Genomic DNA, 17,187 nt, shown 5'->3' on the forward strand with positions numbered 1-17,187 from the left:
GAATGACTGCCCGGAAGGCGCCCCCACTCACCCCTTGACCGAACCGATGAGCGCCCCCTTCACGAAGTACCGCTGGATGAACGGGTACACGAGCAGCATCGGCAGCGTGGCAACGACGATCACGGCCATCTTGACCGACTGGGCCGGCGGGACGACGTCGACCACCGAGGCGTCGGCGTTCATACCGCTCGCTACGATGACGATCTGCCGCAGCAGCACCTGGATCGGCCACTTCGTGGAGTCGTTGATGTACAGGATCGCGTGCTGGTAGGTGTTCCAGTAGCCGACGGCGTAGAACAGGCCGATGGTCGCGATCGAGGCGAGCGACAGCGGCAGCACGATCCGCAGGAACACCCCGAGGTCGGAGCACCCGTCGATGCGGGCCGCCTCCTCGAGGCTGTCGGGGATCGCCTGGAAGAAGCTGCGCATGATCACGAAGTTGAACGCGTTGATCGCGACCGGCAGGATCAGCGCCCACAGCGAGTCGATGAGGCCGAGCTGCTGGACCACGATGAACGTCGGGATCATCCCGCCGCTGAACAGCATCGTGAAGATCACGAGGAAGTTGATCACCCGGCGTCCGCGCAGGTAGGGCTTCGACAGCGCGTACGCCATGAACGACGTGAGCAGCAGGCTCACGAACGTCCCCATGGCCGTCACGAACACCGAGACCCCGAGCGCCCGGAAGATCGTCGACGTCGACAGGATGTAGCGATACGCGTCGAGCGTGAACGTCTCGGGGATGACTACGAAGCTGCGCGTCGCGAGCTCGCCCGGCGTCGCGAACGAGCTGCCCAGCACGTTGAGGAACGGCAGCACGCAGATCAGCGCGAACCCGCCGAGCACCAGGACGTTGACGACGCGGAAGATCCGCATCCCGGTGGTGGGCCGCCGGTGGCCGCTCGTGCGCTTCGCCAGCCGGTCCAGGGGCACCCGGGGCGCGGCGTCGGTCGTATTCATCGTGTGCTCCCAAGGTCGGGCCGCAGTTCGGGCCGGCGCAGCGCGAACATCCCCGCGCTGACGAAGAACAGAAAGGCAACCGGATAGAGGATCAGCTGGCTGCCCACCAGGCAGACCAGGCCGGTGGTGGCGAAGTACCATCCGGTCGTGCGCCGCCCGGGCCGCCGTCTGGCCACGTAGATCCCCGAGATCCCGAGCAGCAGCACGACCATGAGGGTGAAGCCGAACCAGGCGGCGAGCGTCCGTGCCGCGTCGTACGCGTCAGTCGCGACACCACCGGCCGTCAGGTCCAGGCCGATGCGCTGCATCTCGGGGTACAGCGTGCTGGTGAACTCGGCCTCGTCGAGCCGGTTCAGCACCAGCGTGAACGCGCCGAGGAACAGCGTGGACAGCGCCATGCCCGCCCCGGCCGTCCAGACCTCCGCGGTACGCCGCAGCGCGGGCTCAGTCGCCGTCGTCGATACCATCGCCCCTCACCTCCGCCCGGCGCAGCGTCGGGCTGTTCTCCACGTGGAGCACGGGACCCTCGCCACCGTCGACCCGGACCCGAGCGAGGTCGGAGTCCGCGACGTTGCCGAGGTAGAAGCCCTGCCGCGCCATGAGGTCCACCCCGTCAGCCATGGCCGGTCGCCCCGGGACGGCGTCGGCGGCGAACGAGACCTTGACGTCGTCGAGCGTGAGCTCGGCCAGAGGCCGCTCGGGCAACCCGTAGAGGTGCCCCGCCGCCGCGTGCACCCCGCGGGCGGTGATGTGCGCGAGGTGGATGCGGCGAAAGTCCGGCGTGGCGTCATCGACGGGGTGCGGGCTCCGGTCACCGACATGCGGCTCCTTGCCGTCCGGGCCACAGAAGTAGTGTGGGTTGATCACGATCGGGCACATCACGTCGGTCATCACGACGTTCGTCACCCGGATGTCCTCGACCACTCCCCCACGGCCGCGGCGCGACTTGATGCGGATGCCACGGTCGGTGCCTTGGAACACACAGCCCGTGATGACGACGTTGCGCACCCCGCCGCTCATCTCGCTGCCGATGACCACGCCGCCGTGGCCGTGCACCATCGTGCAGCCCGTGATCGTGACGTTCTCGCACGGGACCCGCTCCGGCGAGGCCTCGGTGCCCGCCTTGATGGCGATGCAGTCATCGCCGACGTCGATGTGACAGTCGCTGATCCGGACGTTCCGGCACGACTCCGGGTTGATGCCGTCGGTGTTGGGCGAGTCGGGCGGGTTCGTGATCCGCACCCCTGAGACGCTGACGTCCTGGCAGAGCAGCGGGTGCACCGTCCAGGCCGGGGAGTCGCGCAGCGACACGTCGCGGATCGTCACCCGCTCGCAGCCGTGCAGCCCGATCAGGGTGGGCCGTGGATGTGCCAGGGCCTCCCTGTCGTCGCGGAACGTGTCCCACCAGCGCCGGCCCTGGCCGTCGATCGTGCCGAGCCCGGTGATCGCGACGTCGGTCTCGCCGCTCGCGTACAGGCACGGGGAGTGCACCAGGCCCGGTGCGCCCTCCCAGCGCGCCTCGACCGGCGGGTACAGGTCCGGGTCCGGGACGAACTCCAGCCGGGCACCTGCCTCGAGGTGCAGCTCGACGTGGCTGCGCAGGCGCAGCGCTCCGGTGCGGTGCACGCCGGACCGGACCACCACGGTGCCGCCACCCGCCTGCGCGGCCGCGTCGATCTCGGCCTGGAACGCTGCCGTCTCCAAGACGTCTGTGTCGCTCGTCTGCATGTGTTGCCTCTCGCCTCGCCGAAGGGCGCCGGCCGGCCGTCTCGGACCAGCCGGCGCCCGGGTGGTCAGCCGTTCACCTTGGCGTACGCCGCGCTGAACTCCTCGATGATCTGGTCGAGGCCCTCGCCGCGGAGGCCCTCGATCGTCGCCTCGAAGTCGGACATCTCGATGGCCCCGGTGATGTACTGGTTGTAGGCGTCGTTGACCTGCTGCTCGATCGCCGACCACCGGCTGTCGTACGTCTCGGACGTCAGGGACTGCGCCGGGTTGGTGATGACGTAGTCCTCGTTCTCCGCCATCAGCTCGTTGCCCTCGTCCACGTACGGGGTCGCGTTCTTGTACGTGACGACCTTCTCGGACGGCCGCGACGAGCTGAACGGCTGGACCTCCTGCTCCCACGCGGTCTGGTCGGTGATCGTCACCACGCCGTCGCCGTCGACCTCGTAGTGGGTGCCCTCGACGCCGTTGGTCATGAGGCCGTACGCCTCCTCGTCCATGAGCTTGTCGATGAAGCCCAGCACCTTGCGCAGATCGTCCTCCGTCTCCACCTCGGACTTGGGGATAGCGAGCCAGCCGCCCATGCCGCCGTTGGTGTCCGAGAGGATGCGACGAGGCACGTCCTCGTAGGTGATGTCGTTGACCAGCGCCCACTCCATCGGCGTCTCCGGGTCGGCGCTCTGGGCGATGGCCATGTAGTTCTTCGCCTCGAACAGGCCGGTGACGACGATGCCGCCCTTGCCCTGCGCGATGCCGTCCTGCTGGTTCTGCTTCTGCACGGTGACGAACTCCTGGTTCACGCCGCCGTCCTCGTACACGCCGCGGTACCACTCCATGGCTTCCTTGAACGCGTCTGTGGTGAAGGTCGGCACCACGTCCCCGTCCTCGGTCGCCTCGAACACGCTGCCCGCGCCGAAGTACCCGGTCAGGGAGCGGAAGCCGACCCGGAAGCTCTCCTCGCGGTCGTAGAACCCCGTGGTGTCGTCCTTGCCGTTGCCGTCCGGGTCATCGTGGGCGAACGCGTGGGCGACCGCTGTGAGGTCCTCGATGGTGTGCGGCACCTCGAGGCCAAGGTTGTCCAGCCAGTCCTGCCGCACGACGACGCCGTAGCGCGCCTTGATCTTCTGGTACGGCACGCCGTACAGCTCGCCGTCGATCCGGGCGGCCTCGAGCGTCTGGGGGTCGATCTTCGACAGGTTGGGAAACTCGGAGAGATATTCCTCGACGTCCCAGAACATGCCCGAGGTCAGGGACGAGCGCACGGTCGTGCTGTCGATCTGGGTGAGCGAGACGATGTCGGCGAGAGTGCCCGAGGCGAGCGCGGCGTTGATCTTCTCCTCCTTGGAGGCGTCGGGCACCCACTGCATCTCGAACTCGGTGCCCGTGTGCTCCTCGAGCGCCGTCTCGATGGCGCCGTTCTTCTCGGGCGTCGTCGGGGTGTGCAGCATCGACATCCAGGTCAGCGGAGCGTCGGCGTCACCCCCGTCGCCGTCGCCCGACCCGCCGCCGCACGCGGCGAGCGTGAGTGCCAGCACCGTCGCCGACGCCACGGCCGTTCCGTTCCTTCTTGAGATCATGAGCCATCCCTTCGTGGTGTGAGGACATCGCCGTCCGCGACGTTGCGGACGGCGGGTAGAGCTACCGAGCCGGCACGGCTCGAGGTACGACCGGTTCCGCCTCCCCGTCAGTCGCCAGGCCGCGGAACACCGCACGGGTGACGAGGCCGACGGCGAACGCCGGGATCCCCACGCCGAACAGGACGAGCAGCGGCAGTGCGAACTGCCACAGCACCCACCAGGTCGCTCCGACGACCGTCGCTCCGAGGACCGTCCAGTGGAGCGACCCGAAGCCGATCAGCAGCGCCCCGCCGAGCTGGCGCGGGATCGTGGTCAGGTCGGTCGCCACGAGGACCGGGTACACGTACGCCGCGGCGATCGCGAGCACGACGAGCGCTCCGACGTTGAGGAGCTGGAGGTACCAGCTCGATGCGAGAAAGACGTTGGTGACGATCACGCCGCCAGCCGCCAGCAGGATCCAGGAGACCAGGATCGATCGCCCCGCCTGCTCCCGCGCGTACTTCCAGAAGACGCGGGCCGGGGGCGGCGTCTCGCCGGCGCGCAGCCACTGGTCGAGGTACTTCGCCAGCGCGTACGACGCCGGTCCGACACCGACAACGACCAGGCCGCCCGCCGTCGTCGCCAACCAGAGGAGGTTGAGGAACGCGACGCGGTACACGCTGGTCAGAAACGTGTTGATCCGTACGAAGCCTTCGAACGAGAACACCGTGCACCACCCTTCACAGCCGGATCGGGCGCATCAGTAGACGCCTTCTTCGCCGAAGCGCTTGGCCAGCCGGTTGGCCATGACCACGAGCAGGAGGCCGACCAGACCCTTGAAGAGCCCGACGGCGGCCGCATAGCTGAGCTGCCCGTTCTGGATTCCCGTCGTGTAGACGTAGGTGTCGAAGATCTCGCCGACCTCGCGGTTCAGCGAGTTCATCACCAGGAACATGTGCTCGAAGCCCAGCTCCAGGAAGTCTCCGATCGCCAGGATGAACATGACGATGATCGTCGGCCGGATCGCGGGCAGCGTGATGTGCCAGGACTGCCGCAGCCGGCCGGCGCCGTCGAGCTCCGCGGCCTCGTAGAGCTGGACGTCCACCGCCGTCATCGCGGCGAGATAGACGATGGTGCCCCAGCCGGCGCCCTTCCAGATCTCCTGGCCGATGTACAGCGGTCGCAACCAGTCGGGGTCGGTGAGGAACGGGACGGGCTCACCGCCGGCGTCCACGATGAGGTTGTTGATGCTGCCGCCGTCGGTGGAGAGCAGCACGTAGAAGATCGAGGCGACGATGACCCAGGACAGGAAGTGGGGCAGGTAGATCACCGACTGCACGCCCCGCTTGAAGTACTTGCCCCGGAGCTCGTTGAGCAGCAGTGCCAGGACGATCGGCACCGGGAAGGCGAAGACCAGCAGCATGAGGGAGATCACGAGCGTGTTGCGCAGCAACATCACGAAGGTGTCCTCGGTGAAGAGCCGCACGAAGTGGTCGAGGCCCACCCACGGGCTGCCGCCGATGCCGAGGAACGGCAGGTAGTCCTGGAACGCGATGACGAGCCCGCCCATGGGCGCGTACTTGAACAGCAGGAAGTACGCGATGCCCGGCAGTGCCATGAGGTAGAGCGTCCGGTGCCGCCAGAACGCGGAGCTCCGCGGCCGGCGACCGCCCTGCGGACGCTCCGTACCCACCCTTGTCGCGGGCGGCCGTGGCCCCGCCGTGGTCGGCGCGCTCATCGCCGCGACCCCGTCATCGTCACTACCACCATTGGTGTGCCCTTCTGCTCGCCGTCGAGCCGGATCCGGTGAAGACCTCAATGTCAGCAACCGGTTTCTGGGACCGTACCCGACGAGTGCAGACGCCGCAAGACCCTATTTTCCGTGACCTTTCGTCAGTTCCGCCTGTGGCTACCGCCAACAGGAAACCGGTTGCTAGAGTGGGCGGGCCGCAGCAGGAGAAACTTTTGGCGAACCGGTTTCTCGCGTTTCACAAGGGTGTGACGGACGAAAGGCAGGCGATGGTGCTCTACTCGAACCCGGTCCTCGACGCCGACTGGCCGGACCCGGACGCGATTCGCGTCGGTGACGACTTCTGGATGATCGCGTCCAGCTTCAACAGGGCGCCCGGGCTCCCGGTTCTGCACTCCCGGGACCTGGTGAGCTGGACCCACGTCACCAACGCGCTGCCGGCGGTCCCGCCCGTCGCCCACTACGCGCTCCCCCGCCACGGCTCGGGCGTCTGGGCGCCCAGCCTGCGCCACCACGACGGGCTCTTCGTCATCGTGTTCCCCGATCCCGACCACGGGATCTACGTGCTCACGGCTCCGGATCCCCGCGGGCCGTGGTCGGAGCCCTGGTGCCTGCTGCCGGGCCGTGGCCTGATCGACCCGTGCCCGCTGTGGGACGACGACGGCCGGGCCTACCTCGTGCACGGCTGGGCCGGCAGCCGTGCCGGTATCAAGAACCGGCTCACCGTCGTCGAGGTCGACCCGGGCCTGCGGCAGGTCGTCGGCGACCCGCGCACCGTCGTCGACGGCGACGAGCTGCCCGGGTTCCGGACCCTCGAAGGCCCGAAGCTGTACAAGCGCGACGGCTGGTACTGGATCTTCGCGCCGGCCGGCGGTGTGGCGACCGGCTGGCAGACCGCCTTCCGGTCCCGCTCCGTGTGGGGCCCGTACGACCACCGCGTCGTGCTCGAGCAGGACTCGACCGCCGTCAACGGTCCGCACCAGGGCGCCTGGGTGGACGCGCCGGACGGGTCGGACTGGTTCCTGCACTTCCAGGACCGCGGCGTCTTCGGGCGCGTCGTGCACCTCCAGCCGATGCGCTGGGTGGACGGGTGGCCGCAGATCGGTGAGCCATTGGGGCAGGGCCGGGGCAGACCCGTGCTCGAGCACCCCCGGCCGGTCCCGGCGGTCGGCGACGGCCAGCAGGAACCGGTCCGGAGCGACGACTTCACGTCTGCGGGGACGGCCGCCCGCTGGCACTGGCAGGCCAACCCCCTCCCCGGCTGGTCGGAGGCGACCGGGGACGGGACACTCCGGCTGCGGGCGCAGGCCGCCACCCGCGACGACCTGCGCGAGCAGGGGGCGGTGCTCTGCCAGCAGCTCCCTGGTCGGCCGAGCACGTGGGCCACGCGTGTGCGCCTCCAGGGCGACGCGCCGGGGACACGGTGCGGGATGGTGCTGCTCGGGCGCGAGTACGCCTGGCTCGGGCTCGTCCGCACGCCGACCGGTGTCGACGTCGCCCTGCGCCGCAGCGGCGGGGGCACCGAGGACACGCTCGCGCAGCTCCCGGCACCGGCCGACACCCTCGACCTCCGGCTCACCGTCGACGACGAAGGTTCGGCCACCTTCGCCTGGCGCACCGATGACACGCGGCCGTGGCACGACCTTCCGACCGCGTGGGCGGCGGTCGAGGGACGATGGATCGGTGCGGAGGTAGGGCTCTTCGCCACCGGCATGCCGGGCACACCCCTCGACGAGCGCGGCGGCGCGGTGTTCGGCCCGGTCCGGGTCACGGTCGCCGGAAAGGAAGCATGATGGCGCGGGTCGCGAAGAACGGCACCACGATCGCCCAGGTGGCAGCTGCCGCAGGAGTGTCGCGGGCGACCGTCTCACGTGTCATGAACGGCCAGTCGACCGTCGCGGCGGACATGGCCGAGCGGGTACGGGCGGCGGCCGCCGACCTGCAGTACCACCCCAGCACGATGGCGCGCGGCCTCTCCCTCGGGCGCACGAACACGGTCGCCCTCGTCGTCCCGGACCTCGGCAACCCGATGTTCCAGCAGATCCTGCGCGGTGCGGTCGCCGCGGCCGAGCCCTTCGGCTTCCGGTTCCTCGTCGCGGAGACCGCCGAGCACGCCGACGCCGAGGCGGAGATAGCCCTGGAGGCGAGACTGCGCTGCGACGCCCTGATCCTCGCCGCGCCGCGCAGCCCCGAGGACGCCCTGCGGGAGCTGCTGCCCCAGGTCGCGCCGGCCGTCCTCATCAACCGCGACGTCCCGGGCCTCGGCGTGCCGACGGTCCGCGTCGACTACGGCGCGGGAGTGCACAGCGTCGTCGACCATCTCGTCGCGCTGGGTCACCGCGAGCTCGCCTACGCGGCCGGGCCACGCGCCAGCGCCTCCCACGCGCAGCGCGCCCGTGCGCTCGAGGAGGCCCGCGAGCGCCACAGCAGCCTGCGGGTCACCACCGTGGCCTGCGGGTCGACGGTCGACGACGGCTACCGCGTCGCCGACGAGGTGCTCGCGAGCGAGGCGACCGGGGTGGTGGCGTTCAACGACCTCGTCGCGTTCGGGCTGCTCGCCCGGCTCAACGAGACCGGTGTCGACGTTCCAGGGGACATCTCGATCGCGGGCTTCGACGACATCGAGCTCGCGCGCTACGGGACTCCTTCCCTGACGACGGCCGCCGTGCCGCAGGCCGAGCTAGGCGGGCGCGCCTGGGGACTCCTGCACCAGCTGATCTCCGACCGCGCGGGCGCCGGGGCGGGCAGCCGGTCGGTCCCCTCGGCGGTCCCGCTCGTCATGCCGGGTCTCGTCGCGCGGTCCAGCACCGGGCCGGTCCCGCCGGCACGGCGCCTTCCGACCCCGTCGTCCGATCGCGCCGGCCGGGCGCGGACCGCCGCACCGGGCGAGCGTGCCACGTGGGCCGCGACGAGCGACGGCTGGGAGCTGATCGCGGGCGAGCTACCGCTGACCCGCTACGCGAGTGGCGACGCCATGCCCGCCGTGCACAGCCCGCGGCCCCACCTGCACCCTCTCCACTCGCTCGGCGGTGTGGCCATGACGCAGACCACGCCGGCCGACCACCGGCACCACTACGGGGTCTCGATGGCGGTGGCCGACGTGAACAGCACCACCTACTGGGGCGGCCGTACGTTCGTGCGCGGCCAGGGTCCGACGCTGCTCTCCAACCAGGGCAGGCAGCACACGAGCTCGGCCGAGGTCGTCGGGGGTGGGGCGACGCTGTCGAGCCAGGTGCGCTGGACGGACGAGCGGGGCCGCGACCAGCTGGCCGAGCGGCGCCGGCTCACCGGCCTGCTGCTCCCGGAGGTCGACGCCTGGGCGCTCGGCTGGTGGAGCCGCCTGCACGCGCCCGACTCGGACGTGGTGATCGGCAGCCCGGCGACGAGCGGCCGGCCCGGGGCCGGCTACGGCGGGCTCTTCTGGCGTCTCCCGTTCGCCGACGAGGCCACCGTGCTCACCACGGACGCCGACTCCGAGGCGCAGGCGCACGGATCGCGCTCACCGTGGATCGCGGTCGTGCGCCGGCACGGTGATGCGTGGACGACTCTCCTGCTCGTCCAGCCCGGCGAGGTCGATCCCTGGTTCGTGCGGGTCGCCGACTACGTCGGGGCCGGTCCGGCGCTCGCCTGGGACGCGACACGACGCATCACCGCCGGGTCGTCGCTCGACGTCGAGCTGGTCGCCGTGGTCGTCGACCGGCGGCTCGATGCTGCCGACGCCGCCGACCTGACCGACTTCGCCGTGGCCCGGGTGCGGACGGCGGCTAGTCCGAGCGCGTATAGCGCAGGTGACGGAACCGCAGGCCCGACGTCGACGTCGTCCACTCGGTCGACGACGTGACCGTCCACTCGGGGCCGATCTCGGGGGCGAACGCGTCGCCCTCGACCTCGGCGTTGATCTCGCAGACCTCGAGGACGTCGGCGATCGGGAGCGTCTCGCTGTAGACCTGCGATCCGCCCATCACCCAGACCTCGTCCCCGCCGGGGGCCCTCGCCGCGGTCTCGAGCGCCTCGCCGATCGAGCCGACGACCACGGCGGCGCCGTCGGCGTCGGGCACGGTCCTCGGGTCCTGCGACGAGACCACGATGTTGGTGCGGCGAGGCAGCGGGCGCCTGGGCAGCGACTCCCAGGTGAGCCGGCCCATCACCACAGGGTGGTCCGCGGTGGTCCGCTTGAAGTGGGCCTGGTCCTCCGGCACGCTCCACGGGATGTCGCCGCCGGCGCCGATCACGGGCCGGCCGCCGGCGTCGCGCGCCTGCCCCCAGATGAGTCCGATCATCAGACGGCGATCGGGGCCTTGATGGCGGGGTGCGAGACGTACCCGAGCACCTCGATGTCCTCGAACTCGTAGTCGAAGATCGACTCCCGCGGGGCGAGGCGCAGCGACGGGTACGGGTACGGGTCGCGCTCGAGCTGCGTGCGCACCTGCTCCAGGTGGTTGTCGTAGATGTGGCAGTCGCCGCCGGTCCACACGAACTCGCCGACGGCGAGCCCGGTCTGCGCCGCGACCATCTGCGTGAGCAGCGCGTAGGAGGCGATGTTGAACGGGACACCGAGGAACAGGTCCGCCGACCGCTGGTAGAGCTGGCAGCTGAGCTTTCCGTCCGCGACGTAGAACTGGAACAGGGCGTGGCACGGCGGCAGCGCCATGTCGTCGACCTCGGCCGGGTTCCACGCCGTCACGATGTGCCGCCGCGAGTCCGGGTTGGTACGGATCTGCTCGATCACTGATCCGATCTGGTCGACATGGCCGCCGTCGGGCGTGGGCCAGGAGCGCCACTGGACCCCGTACACCGGGCCCAGCTCACCGGACTCGTCCGCCCAGTCGTCCCAGATCTTCACGCCGCGTTCCTGCAGCCAGCGCACGTTGGAGTCGCCGCGCAAGAACCACAGCAGCTCGTAGACGACCGACTTGAGGTGCACCTTCTTGGTGGTGACCAGCGGGAAGCCCTTGGCCAGGTCGTACCGGATCTGACGCCCGAACACGCTGCGCGTCCCCGTGCCGGTCCGGTCGCCCTTGAAGGTTCCGTTCGCCAGCACGTCGCGCAGCAGGTCCTCGTACGGGGTGTCGATCTCGGTCATGCGGCAAGCCTACGTCGAGCGCTTCGGTCGCCTCTCGGTGACGCTCCGCCTCAGCGCTGCTTCGACCGGAGCTCCCTGAGCTGGGCGCCGCGACGGCGGTACAGCACGCCCATCGTCACGATCGTCAGGGCCACGACGCCGCCGATCACCGCGCCCCACGCGGTCCCGCCGCGGAACGCCGGCCCGTCGACGTCGAGGATCCGTTCGCCGGCGTGCGCCGCCGCCGACGTGCCCAGCACGATGCCGAGGGTCAGCAGGTTCGGCACGGAGAACACGACGGCCAGTGCCAGGAACCCGCTGCGCACCTGCCAGGACCGCCTGGTCAGGACCGCCTGGGCCAGGAGCAGCACGGGGACCAGCGTGAACGCCGCGCCGGTCAGCAGCCCCCACCAGGCGCCGGCGGCGAACGACCCGTCCACCGCGTTGCCGATCACCTGCGCCCACCAGCGCGGCAGGAACGCGTCGAGGAACAGGTAGACCAGCCAGACGACCACGATCACCACGGCGACGCCGATCAGGCGCTGCACGACGTCACGCCAGCTCGGCCGCCACCGTGCGCCGGCCGGTGTCGGCGTCGGGCCGGTCGGCGTCGGGCGCGGGCCGGCCGGCGCCGGGCCGGTCTCCTCAGGCTTGTCGCTCGGGTTCTGCGCCATGAGCACGATCGTCGCAGCGTGGGGGCCGCCGTGCGCGGCGAACGGGAACGTCCTGGGCCTCGTTCGCGTTGACCACAGGTCCGACCGACCTCCGACCGACAGGGGCGCGCTGGACCTCGCTCCGTGACCGTGTCGGTGACCAGTGGAAGGATGATCCTCATGACGGAGCAGACCACCACCTCGAACAGCACGAGCGCCGAAGGCAGCGCGACACCCTCGCCGACGGACCCGCTCTGGGTGGAGCGGAACGGCACCCGCACCTACACGGGCTTCTCGGCCCGCGGTGCCCGGGTCGAGATCGGCCCCGTCGAGGCCGGTGCCGTGTTCACGCCGGGAGAGCTGCTCAAGGTCGCTCTCGCCGCGTGCGCGGGGATGAGCAGCGACAAGGCGTTCTCGCGCCGGCTGGGCGACGACTACCGGACGACCATCCGGGTCGAGGACCCGAAGAACGTCGCCGAGGACCGGTACCCGGTCCTCACGGAGAAGTTCGAGATCGATCTGTCCACCCTCGACGACGAGGACCGGGCGAAGCTCCTCACGATCGCGCAGCGGTCGATCGACAAGGCATGCACGGTGGGCCGCACGCTCAAGACGGGCGCCCAGATTCCCGACGCGCAGTTCCAGCAGCCGACGGAGGGCTGACATGGCCGACGACAAGCAGAAGCTCACGGCACCCGGGTCCAACGGGCGGTCGTCCCCTGGCGACGCCGTGCTGAGGCCCGACAACTCGGTCGAGGTCACGCCTGCGGACTGGCTCGACTACAAGCCGCAGAGCCCGCTCGACCACCTGGTCGGCCGGGCCGTGACCATCCCGTCGGCGACCATCCACAGGCATGTGGACAAGGTGCGCGAGCGCAACCCTGACGCCGGCCCCGCCGAGGTCATCAAGCTCCTGGAGAAGGAGTATCTGCGGGTCATCCAGACCACGGGCGGCGCCGTCGGCGCGGCCGCTGCGATCCCGGCCGTCGGCACCGCGGCGAGCGTCGCTCTGTCCACGAGCGACGTCGCGACGTTCTTCGCGTCGTCGGCCGCGTTCTCCCTCGCGGTGGCGGACGTGCACGGAATCGACGTCCAGGACGTCCCGCGCCGTCGGGCGCTGCTCCTGGCCACCGTGCTCGGCGACCAGGGCGCACAGGACGTCGAGAACGCCATCGGCGGATCGGGTGTCGCATGGGGCAAGGTGCTGCTCACGAGCATGCCCCGCACCACGCTGCACCGAGTGAACAAGGCCCTCACGCACCGGTTCATCCAGAAGCAGATCGCCAAGCAGGGCAGCCTGATGCTGGGCCGCATCCTGCCGTTCGGCGTGGGCGCCGTGGTGGGCTGGGTCGGCGCGCGTGCGCTCGGCCACACGGTGATCGCCCAGTCCCGCGTCGCGTTCGGCACCCCGCCCGAGCGGTTCCCGCGCGTCATCGAGCAGCGGCAGCCGAAGCAGCCGAAGCAGCCGAAGCAGAAGCGGAAGTGGCTCGGGTCCCGCACCCCGACCTGAGCCCGTCGGAGGCCGAGCAGCCGATATCGCACATCTGCTCGGCGGGATCACGGGACCCGTCCTAGGCTGCACGTCATGGCGGACACGACGCACGGCGCACTCGCCCCGACGTACCACCCACTGCCGCTCACGATCGCACGGGCGCACGGTACGCATGTGTGGGACACGGACGGCAACGAGTTCCTCGACATGCTGTCGGGGTACTCGGCCCTGAACTTCGGGCACCTGCACCAAGGCCTGGTGGCTGCGGCGATGACGCAGCTGCGTCAGGTGACGCTCACGTCCCGCGCGTTCGACCATGACCGGCTGGAGGAGTTCGCGCAGCGACTCGTCGAGGTGGTCGGACCGCTGACCACCGGCGGCGAGGACAGCCTCGTGGTGCCGATGAGCACCGGCGCGGAAGCCGTCGAGACCGCGATCAAGGCAGTCCGTAAGTGGGGTTACGACGTGCGGGGGGTTCCCGAGGACCAGGCGACGGTGATCGTCGCGGGCGGCAACTTCCACGGCCGCACCACCACGCTCGTCGGGCTCTCGGACAGGCCGGCCGCTCGGGACGGGTTCGGTCCCTTCGCACCGGGTTTCCGGCAGGTGCCCTTCGGCGACCTGGACGCGGTCGCCGACGCCGTGGACGACACCACCGTGGCGGTCCTCATGGAACCGGTGCAGGGCGAGGCCGGGGTCCTGGTGCCGCCGGACGAGTTCTGGCCCGGCCTGCGTGAGCTCACCACCACGCAGGACATCGCCCTGGTCGCCGACGAGGTCCAGTCCGGGCTGGGTCGCACCGGCACCACGCTCGCGTGCGAGCTGTGGGACGTCCGGCCGGACCTGGCCTGCCTGGGCAAAGCGCTGGGCGGCGGGATCGTCCCGGTGTCGGCTGTGGTCGGCAGGCCGGAGATCCTCGGTGTCCTGACGCCAGGCACGCACGGCTCGACGTTCGGCGGCAACCCGCTGGCGTGCGCGGTCGCCGTCGCGGCGCTCGACCTGCTCTCCACGGGGCAGTACCAGGCGCGGGCGGCGGAGTCGGGCAAGGTGCTCAAGGAGCGGCTCGACGCGCTCGTGGCTGCGGGCCTGCTGGCCGAGGCCCGCACCGTTGGGCTGTGGGCGGGCATCGACCTGGACCCTGAGCTCGGCACCGGACGCGAGCTGTGCGAGGCGCTGCTGGAGCGCGGCGTGCTCGCCAAGGACACGCGTGACGAGACGATCCACCTGTCGCCGCCCCTGTCGATCGTCCAGCCCGAGCTGGAGATGGCGCTGGACATCCTGGAGGAGTCCCTGGTTGCGCTGCGGGACAACGATCCGGGGACCGCCCCCGCAGAGGTCAGCGACGCCTCCGACGACCACGCGGACGACGCGGAGGCCGATGCGGACCACGACACCGACACCGCGGATGCGCCCGGTGCCGCCGCCGACGGCAAGGACGAACGCTCCGAACTGTCACCGACCGCCGGCTGAGCGTAGGCTCCCAGGGGTGACCACTACGACGTCGTCCCACACCACCGCAACGCTCCCGGCCCTCCACGAGCTGCAGCAGGCCTATGCCGAGCTTCAGGCCAAGGGCCTGAAGCTGGACCTCACGCGCGGCAAGCCGTCGGCCGAGCAGCTCGACCTCGCCGAGCCCATGCTCGCCCTGCCCGGGATCGGCGTGCACGCCGATGACACGGGTACGGACGCACGCAACTACGGCGGGCTCGACGGAGGCCTCGCGGTCCGACGCATCTTCGCCGAGCTGCTCGACGTGCCGGTGGAGCAGCTCCTCGCGGGCGGCAACGCCTCGCTCACCCTCATGCACGACGTCGTCGCGTACGCGGAGCTGTTCGGCTTCCCCCAGTCCCCCAGGCCGTGGGCGCGCGAGGAGAAGGTCCGCTGGATCTGCCCCGTGCCCGGCTACGACCGCCACTTCACGGTCTGCGAGGCCTTCGGCATCGAGATGGTCCCGGTCCCGATGACGCCGGACGGTCCGGACGCCGAGGCCGTGGCAGCGCTCGTCGCGACGGACCCCACGATCAAGGGCATGTGGGTGGTCCCCACCTACTCCAACCCGGACGGCGCGGTCATCGCCGACGACGTCGCCCGGGCGCTGGTCTCGATGCCGACCGCGGCGCCGGACTTCCGCATCCTGTGGGACAACGCGTACGCCGTGCACCACCTGACCGGCGACGAGGTGACCAGCCCGAACGCCATCGCGCTGGCTGCGGAGGCCGGCCACCCGGACCGCGTGGTCCTGTTCGCCTCCACGTCCAAGATCACGTTCGCGGGCTCCGGCGTCGCGTTCCTCGGCAGCTCACCCGCCAACATCGCCTGGTACAAGAAGCACCTGTCGGCGGCCTCCATCGGCCCGGACAAGCTCAACCACCTGCGCCACGCGATGTTCTTCGGCTCGGCCGACGGCGTGCGCGAGCACATGCGCAAGCACCGCTCGATCCTGGCGCCGAAGTTCGAGGCCGTGGTGGAGATCCTGACCGAACGCCTCGGCGGGTACGGCGTCGCGTCGTGGACCGACCCCAAGGGCGGCTACTTCGTGTCGCTCGACGTGGCACCGGGTACGGCATCGCGTGTGGTGCAGCTCGCCAAGGAGGCGGGGATCGCCCTCACGCCGGCGGGTGCCACGTACCCGTACGGCAAGGACCCGGAGAACAAGAACGTCCGCCTCGCACCGTCGATGCCCCCGCTGGACGAGGTCCGCACGGCGATGGACGGCGTGGCGACCTGCGTGCTGCTCGCGGCCGCCGAGGCCGCCGCAAAGTAGACCCGCTCCCGTTGGTCGAGCCTCCACTGGTCGGTCGTCCGCTGGTCGAGCTTGTCGAGACCCGGTTTCGACAAGCTCAACCAGCGGAGGCTCAACCAGCAGCAGGGGCGTCAGTCCGTGCAGTGCTTGTTGACCACGAGCACCGGGCACGCCGAGTGGTGCAGCACGGCCTGGCTCGTGGAGCCCAGCAGCAGCCCGCGGAACCCTCCGCGGCCCCGTGAGCCCACCACCACCAGGTCCGACGCCGTGGAGAACTCCGTCAGCAGCTCCGCGCCCGTACCGTCCAGCACGATCCGCCGGATCCGCAGGCCCGGATTCTCCGCCTCGTACCGGTCGACCAGGACGTCCATGCCGACCGCGATGTCGGCCAGCACCTGCTCGCGGTCGATGGTCGACGGCAGCCACGCCAGCATGCCGGTGTTCCCCACGGGTACGCCGGTGACGGCGGTCAGCTCCGCGCCCCACGCGTTGGCCTGAGTGATCGCGTGCTGCAGCGCCCGCTCGGCCTGCGGGGACCCGTCCACACCGACGACGATGCGGCGCACCTCCCGGATCTCGGCCGCGCCCGGTGCGACCGCGGCGGGCGCGGTCTCGGAACCGGCCGCGCCACCGGACGCGGCGCCCGGCACGCTCCAGGAGACGCCGCGGTTGGCCTCGGCACGCAGCGGAACCACCACGACGGGGCACTGCGCGTGCGCGGGGAGCGCGGACGACACGGTGCCCAGCAGCCGCTCCGTGAACCCGCCCCGGCCGCGCGTCCCGACGACGGCGAGGCCGTAGTCGCCGGACAGCTCCACGAGCACGCCCGCCGCGTCCCCGGTGGCGACCTCGGTGGTAGCACGCACGCCGGCGTCGGCCACGCGGGCCTCCGCCTCGGCGAGGACCGATTTGGCGCCCTCCTGGATGGTCGTGTCGTCGAGAGCGGCGTAGCCGCCGTCGAGCGACGCAGCCGTGAACGACGGCAGGGAATAGCTGCACACGATGTGCAGCGACCAGCCCACACGGTGCGCGTAGGCGGTCGCCCAGTCCAGCGCGTGCAGACTAGCGGCCGATCCGTCCACACCGACCAGTACGACCTCGGATCGCGTCATCGCCAGCCCTTTCTTCGGCAGTGCACCATTGCACTCCAAACCTACCGGCGGCGCGCGCGTTGTGGGTAACCGGTGGCAAAAAGTCTGCAGGAAGAAGGCAAAGCAGAGCGCCTGCCCGGTGTCCGGACAGGCGC

16 protein-coding genes are annotated in these 17,187 nt (G+C 70.7%); 6 read left to right on the top strand and 10 right to left on the bottom strand.

Going from position 1 to position 17,187, the window contains the following annotated elements; translation table 11 throughout:
* Window positions 1-27: 27 nt before the first annotated feature.
* The 6 genes from AB0F40_RS12675 to AB0F40_RS12700 form a co-directional block, all read right to left on the bottom strand.
* The gene (locus AB0F40_RS12675; RefSeq protein ID WP_357467449.1) at window positions 28-960 is read right to left on the bottom strand and encodes a carbohydrate ABC transporter permease; all 933 of its coding nucleotides are present in this window, start codon (window positions 958-960) and stop codon (window positions 28-30) included.
* Window positions 957-1,427 (bottom strand): hypothetical protein, encoded by a 471-nt coding sequence (locus AB0F40_RS12680; RefSeq protein ID WP_357467452.1) that lies wholly within the window; start codon window positions 1,425-1,427, stop codon window positions 957-959. Before AB0F40_RS12680 ends, AB0F40_RS12675 begins: the two co-directional genes overlap by 4 nt.
* On the bottom strand, window positions 1,405-2,688 hold the full coding sequence (locus AB0F40_RS12685; RefSeq protein ID WP_357467455.1) for a glycoside hydrolase family 28 protein: 1,284 nt from the start codon (window positions 2,686-2,688) through the stop codon (window positions 1,405-1,407). The genes AB0F40_RS12680 and AB0F40_RS12685 overlap by 23 nt, the downstream gene beginning before the upstream one ends.
* A gap of 65 nt (window positions 2,689-2,753) precedes the next feature.
* Window positions 2,754-4,262 carry an extracellular solute-binding protein gene (locus AB0F40_RS12690; protein ID WP_357467458.1) on the bottom strand — a complete coding sequence of 503 codons (1,509 nt, stop codon included), beginning with the start codon at window positions 4,260-4,262 and terminating at the stop codon, window positions 2,754-2,756.
* Window positions 4,263-4,323: 61 nt separating this feature from the next.
* The gene (locus AB0F40_RS12695) at window positions 4,324-4,968 is read right to left on the bottom strand and encodes a DUF624 domain-containing protein (RefSeq protein ID WP_357467461.1); all 645 of its coding nucleotides are present in this window, start codon (window positions 4,966-4,968) and stop codon (window positions 4,324-4,326) included.
* Between the two features lie 33 nt (window positions 4,969-5,001).
* Complete coding sequence (locus AB0F40_RS12700) at window positions 5,002-5,979, bottom strand: sugar ABC transporter permease (RefSeq protein ID WP_357467464.1); 978 nt, start codon at window positions 5,977-5,979, stop codon at window positions 5,002-5,004.
* 260 nt (window positions 5,980-6,239) lie between these two features.
* Here AB0F40_RS12700 and AB0F40_RS12705 point away from each other — a divergent pair, with 260 nt between their 5' ends.
* On the top strand, window positions 6,240-7,784 hold the full coding sequence (locus AB0F40_RS12705) for a family 43 glycosylhydrolase (protein ID WP_357467467.1): 1,545 nt from the start codon (window positions 6,240-6,242) through the stop codon (window positions 7,782-7,784).
* Complete coding sequence (locus AB0F40_RS12710) at window positions 7,784-9,832, top strand: DUF6807 family protein (protein ID WP_357467470.1); 2,049 nt, start codon at window positions 7,784-7,786, stop codon at window positions 9,830-9,832. The genes AB0F40_RS12705 and AB0F40_RS12710 overlap by 1 nt, the downstream gene beginning before the upstream one ends.
* On the opposite strand, the gene AB0F40_RS12715 is transcribed toward AB0F40_RS12710, so the two are convergent.
* Genes AB0F40_RS12715 through AB0F40_RS12725 form a run of 3 tightly spaced genes read right to left on the bottom strand, consistent with a single transcriptional unit; the run spans window position 9,756 to window position 11,727 of the window.
* Window positions 9,756-10,271 (bottom strand): dihydrofolate reductase, encoded by a 516-nt coding sequence (locus AB0F40_RS12715; RefSeq protein WP_357467473.1) that lies wholly within the window; start codon window positions 10,269-10,271, stop codon window positions 9,756-9,758. The genes AB0F40_RS12710 and AB0F40_RS12715 overlap by 77 nt on opposite strands.
* Window positions 10,271-11,074: a thymidylate synthase gene (locus AB0F40_RS12720; RefSeq protein ID WP_357467476.1), complete on the bottom strand. Its 804-nt coding sequence runs from the start codon at window positions 11,072-11,074 to the stop codon at window positions 10,271-10,273. Before AB0F40_RS12720 ends, AB0F40_RS12715 begins: the two co-directional genes overlap by 1 nt.
* A 50-nt stretch (window positions 11,075-11,124) precedes the next feature.
* On the bottom strand, window positions 11,125-11,727 hold the full coding sequence (locus tag AB0F40_RS12725; RefSeq protein WP_357467479.1) for a hypothetical protein: 603 nt from the start codon (window positions 11,725-11,727) through the stop codon (window positions 11,125-11,127).
* A gap of 159 nt (window positions 11,728-11,886) precedes the next feature.
* On the opposite strand from AB0F40_RS12725, the gene AB0F40_RS12730 reads away from it, so the two are divergent.
* The 4 genes from AB0F40_RS12730 to AB0F40_RS12745 all read left to right on the top strand — a co-directional run bounded on the left by AB0F40_RS12730 (window position 11,887) and on the right by AB0F40_RS12745 (window position 15,962).
* The gene (locus tag AB0F40_RS12730) at window positions 11,887-12,369 is read left to right on the top strand and encodes an OsmC family protein (RefSeq protein ID WP_357467481.1); all 483 of its coding nucleotides are present in this window, start codon (window positions 11,887-11,889) and stop codon (window positions 12,367-12,369) included.
* A gap of 1 nt (window position 12,370) precedes the next feature.
* Entirely contained in the window at window positions 12,371-13,216 is an 846-nt protein-coding gene (locus AB0F40_RS12735; RefSeq protein WP_357467483.1) for a hypothetical protein, read from the top strand.
* A gap of 75 nt (window positions 13,217-13,291) precedes the next feature.
* The gene (rocD, locus tag AB0F40_RS12740; RefSeq protein WP_357467486.1) at window positions 13,292-14,668 is read left to right on the top strand and encodes an ornithine--oxo-acid transaminase; all 1,377 of its coding nucleotides are present in this window, start codon (window positions 13,292-13,294) and stop codon (window positions 14,666-14,668) included.
* A 16-nt stretch (window positions 14,669-14,684) separates the two neighbouring features.
* On the top strand, window positions 14,685-15,962 hold the full coding sequence (locus tag AB0F40_RS12745) for an aminotransferase class I/II-fold pyridoxal phosphate-dependent enzyme (protein ID WP_357467489.1): 1,278 nt from the start codon (window positions 14,685-14,687) through the stop codon (window positions 15,960-15,962).
* 110 nt (window positions 15,963-16,072) lie between these two features.
* Here the strand turns inward: AB0F40_RS12745 and AB0F40_RS12750 are convergent, their stop codons facing one another.
* Window positions 16,073-17,053, bottom strand: coding sequence for a universal stress protein (locus AB0F40_RS12750; RefSeq protein ID WP_357467492.1), 981 nt, complete (start codon window positions 17,051-17,053; stop codon window positions 16,073-16,075).
* Window positions 17,054-17,187: the final 134 nt, after the last annotated feature.

The organism is Promicromonospora sp. NPDC023987 (genome assembly GCF_040639055.1).
Lineage (GTDB): Bacteria > Actinomycetota > Actinomycetes > Actinomycetales > Cellulomonadaceae > Promicromonospora.

Bases quoted from the DNA above. Each gene is read 5' to 3' on its own strand.
- AB0F40_RS12750 (WP_357467492.1), bottom strand. From the start codon at position 17,053: ATGACGCGATCCGAGGTCGTACTGGTCGGTGTGGACGGATCGGCCGCT.
- AB0F40_RS12720 (WP_357467476.1), bottom strand. From the start codon at position 11,074: ATGACCGAGATCGACACCCCGTACGAGGACCTGCTGCGCGACGTGCTG.
- rocD (WP_357467486.1), top strand. From the start codon at position 13,292: ATGGCGGACACGACGCACGGCGCACTCGCCCCGACGTACCACCCACTG.
- AB0F40_RS12715 (WP_357467473.1), bottom strand. From the start codon at position 10,271: ATGATCGGACTCATCTGGGGGCAGGCGCGCGACGCCGGCGGCCGGCCC.
- AB0F40_RS12730 (WP_357467481.1), top strand. From the start codon at position 11,887: ATGACGGAGCAGACCACCACCTCGAACAGCACGAGCGCCGAAGGCAGC.
- AB0F40_RS12725 (WP_357467479.1), bottom strand. From the start codon at position 11,727: ATGGCGCAGAACCCGAGCGACAAGCCTGAGGAGACCGGCCCGGCGCCG.
- AB0F40_RS12700 (WP_357467464.1), bottom strand. From the start codon at position 5,979: ATGAGCGCGCCGACCACGGCGGGGCCACGGCCGCCCGCGACAAGGGTG.
- AB0F40_RS12680 (WP_357467452.1), bottom strand. From the start codon at position 1,427: ATGGTATCGACGACGGCGACTGAGCCCGCGCTGCGGCGTACCGCGGAG.
- AB0F40_RS12675 (WP_357467449.1), bottom strand. From the start codon at position 960: ATGAATACGACCGACGCCGCGCCCCGGGTGCCCCTGGACCGGCTGGCG.
- AB0F40_RS12735 (WP_357467483.1), top strand. From the start codon at position 12,371: ATGGCCGACGACAAGCAGAAGCTCACGGCACCCGGGTCCAACGGGCGG.
- AB0F40_RS12685 (WP_357467455.1), bottom strand. From the start codon at position 2,688: ATGCAGACGAGCGACACAGACGTCTTGGAGACGGCAGCGTTCCAGGCC.
- AB0F40_RS12690 (WP_357467458.1), bottom strand. From the start codon at position 4,262: ATGATCTCAAGAAGGAACGGAACGGCCGTGGCGTCGGCGACGGTGCTG.
- AB0F40_RS12710 (WP_357467470.1), top strand. From the start codon at position 7,784: ATGGCGCGGGTCGCGAAGAACGGCACCACGATCGCCCAGGTGGCAGCT.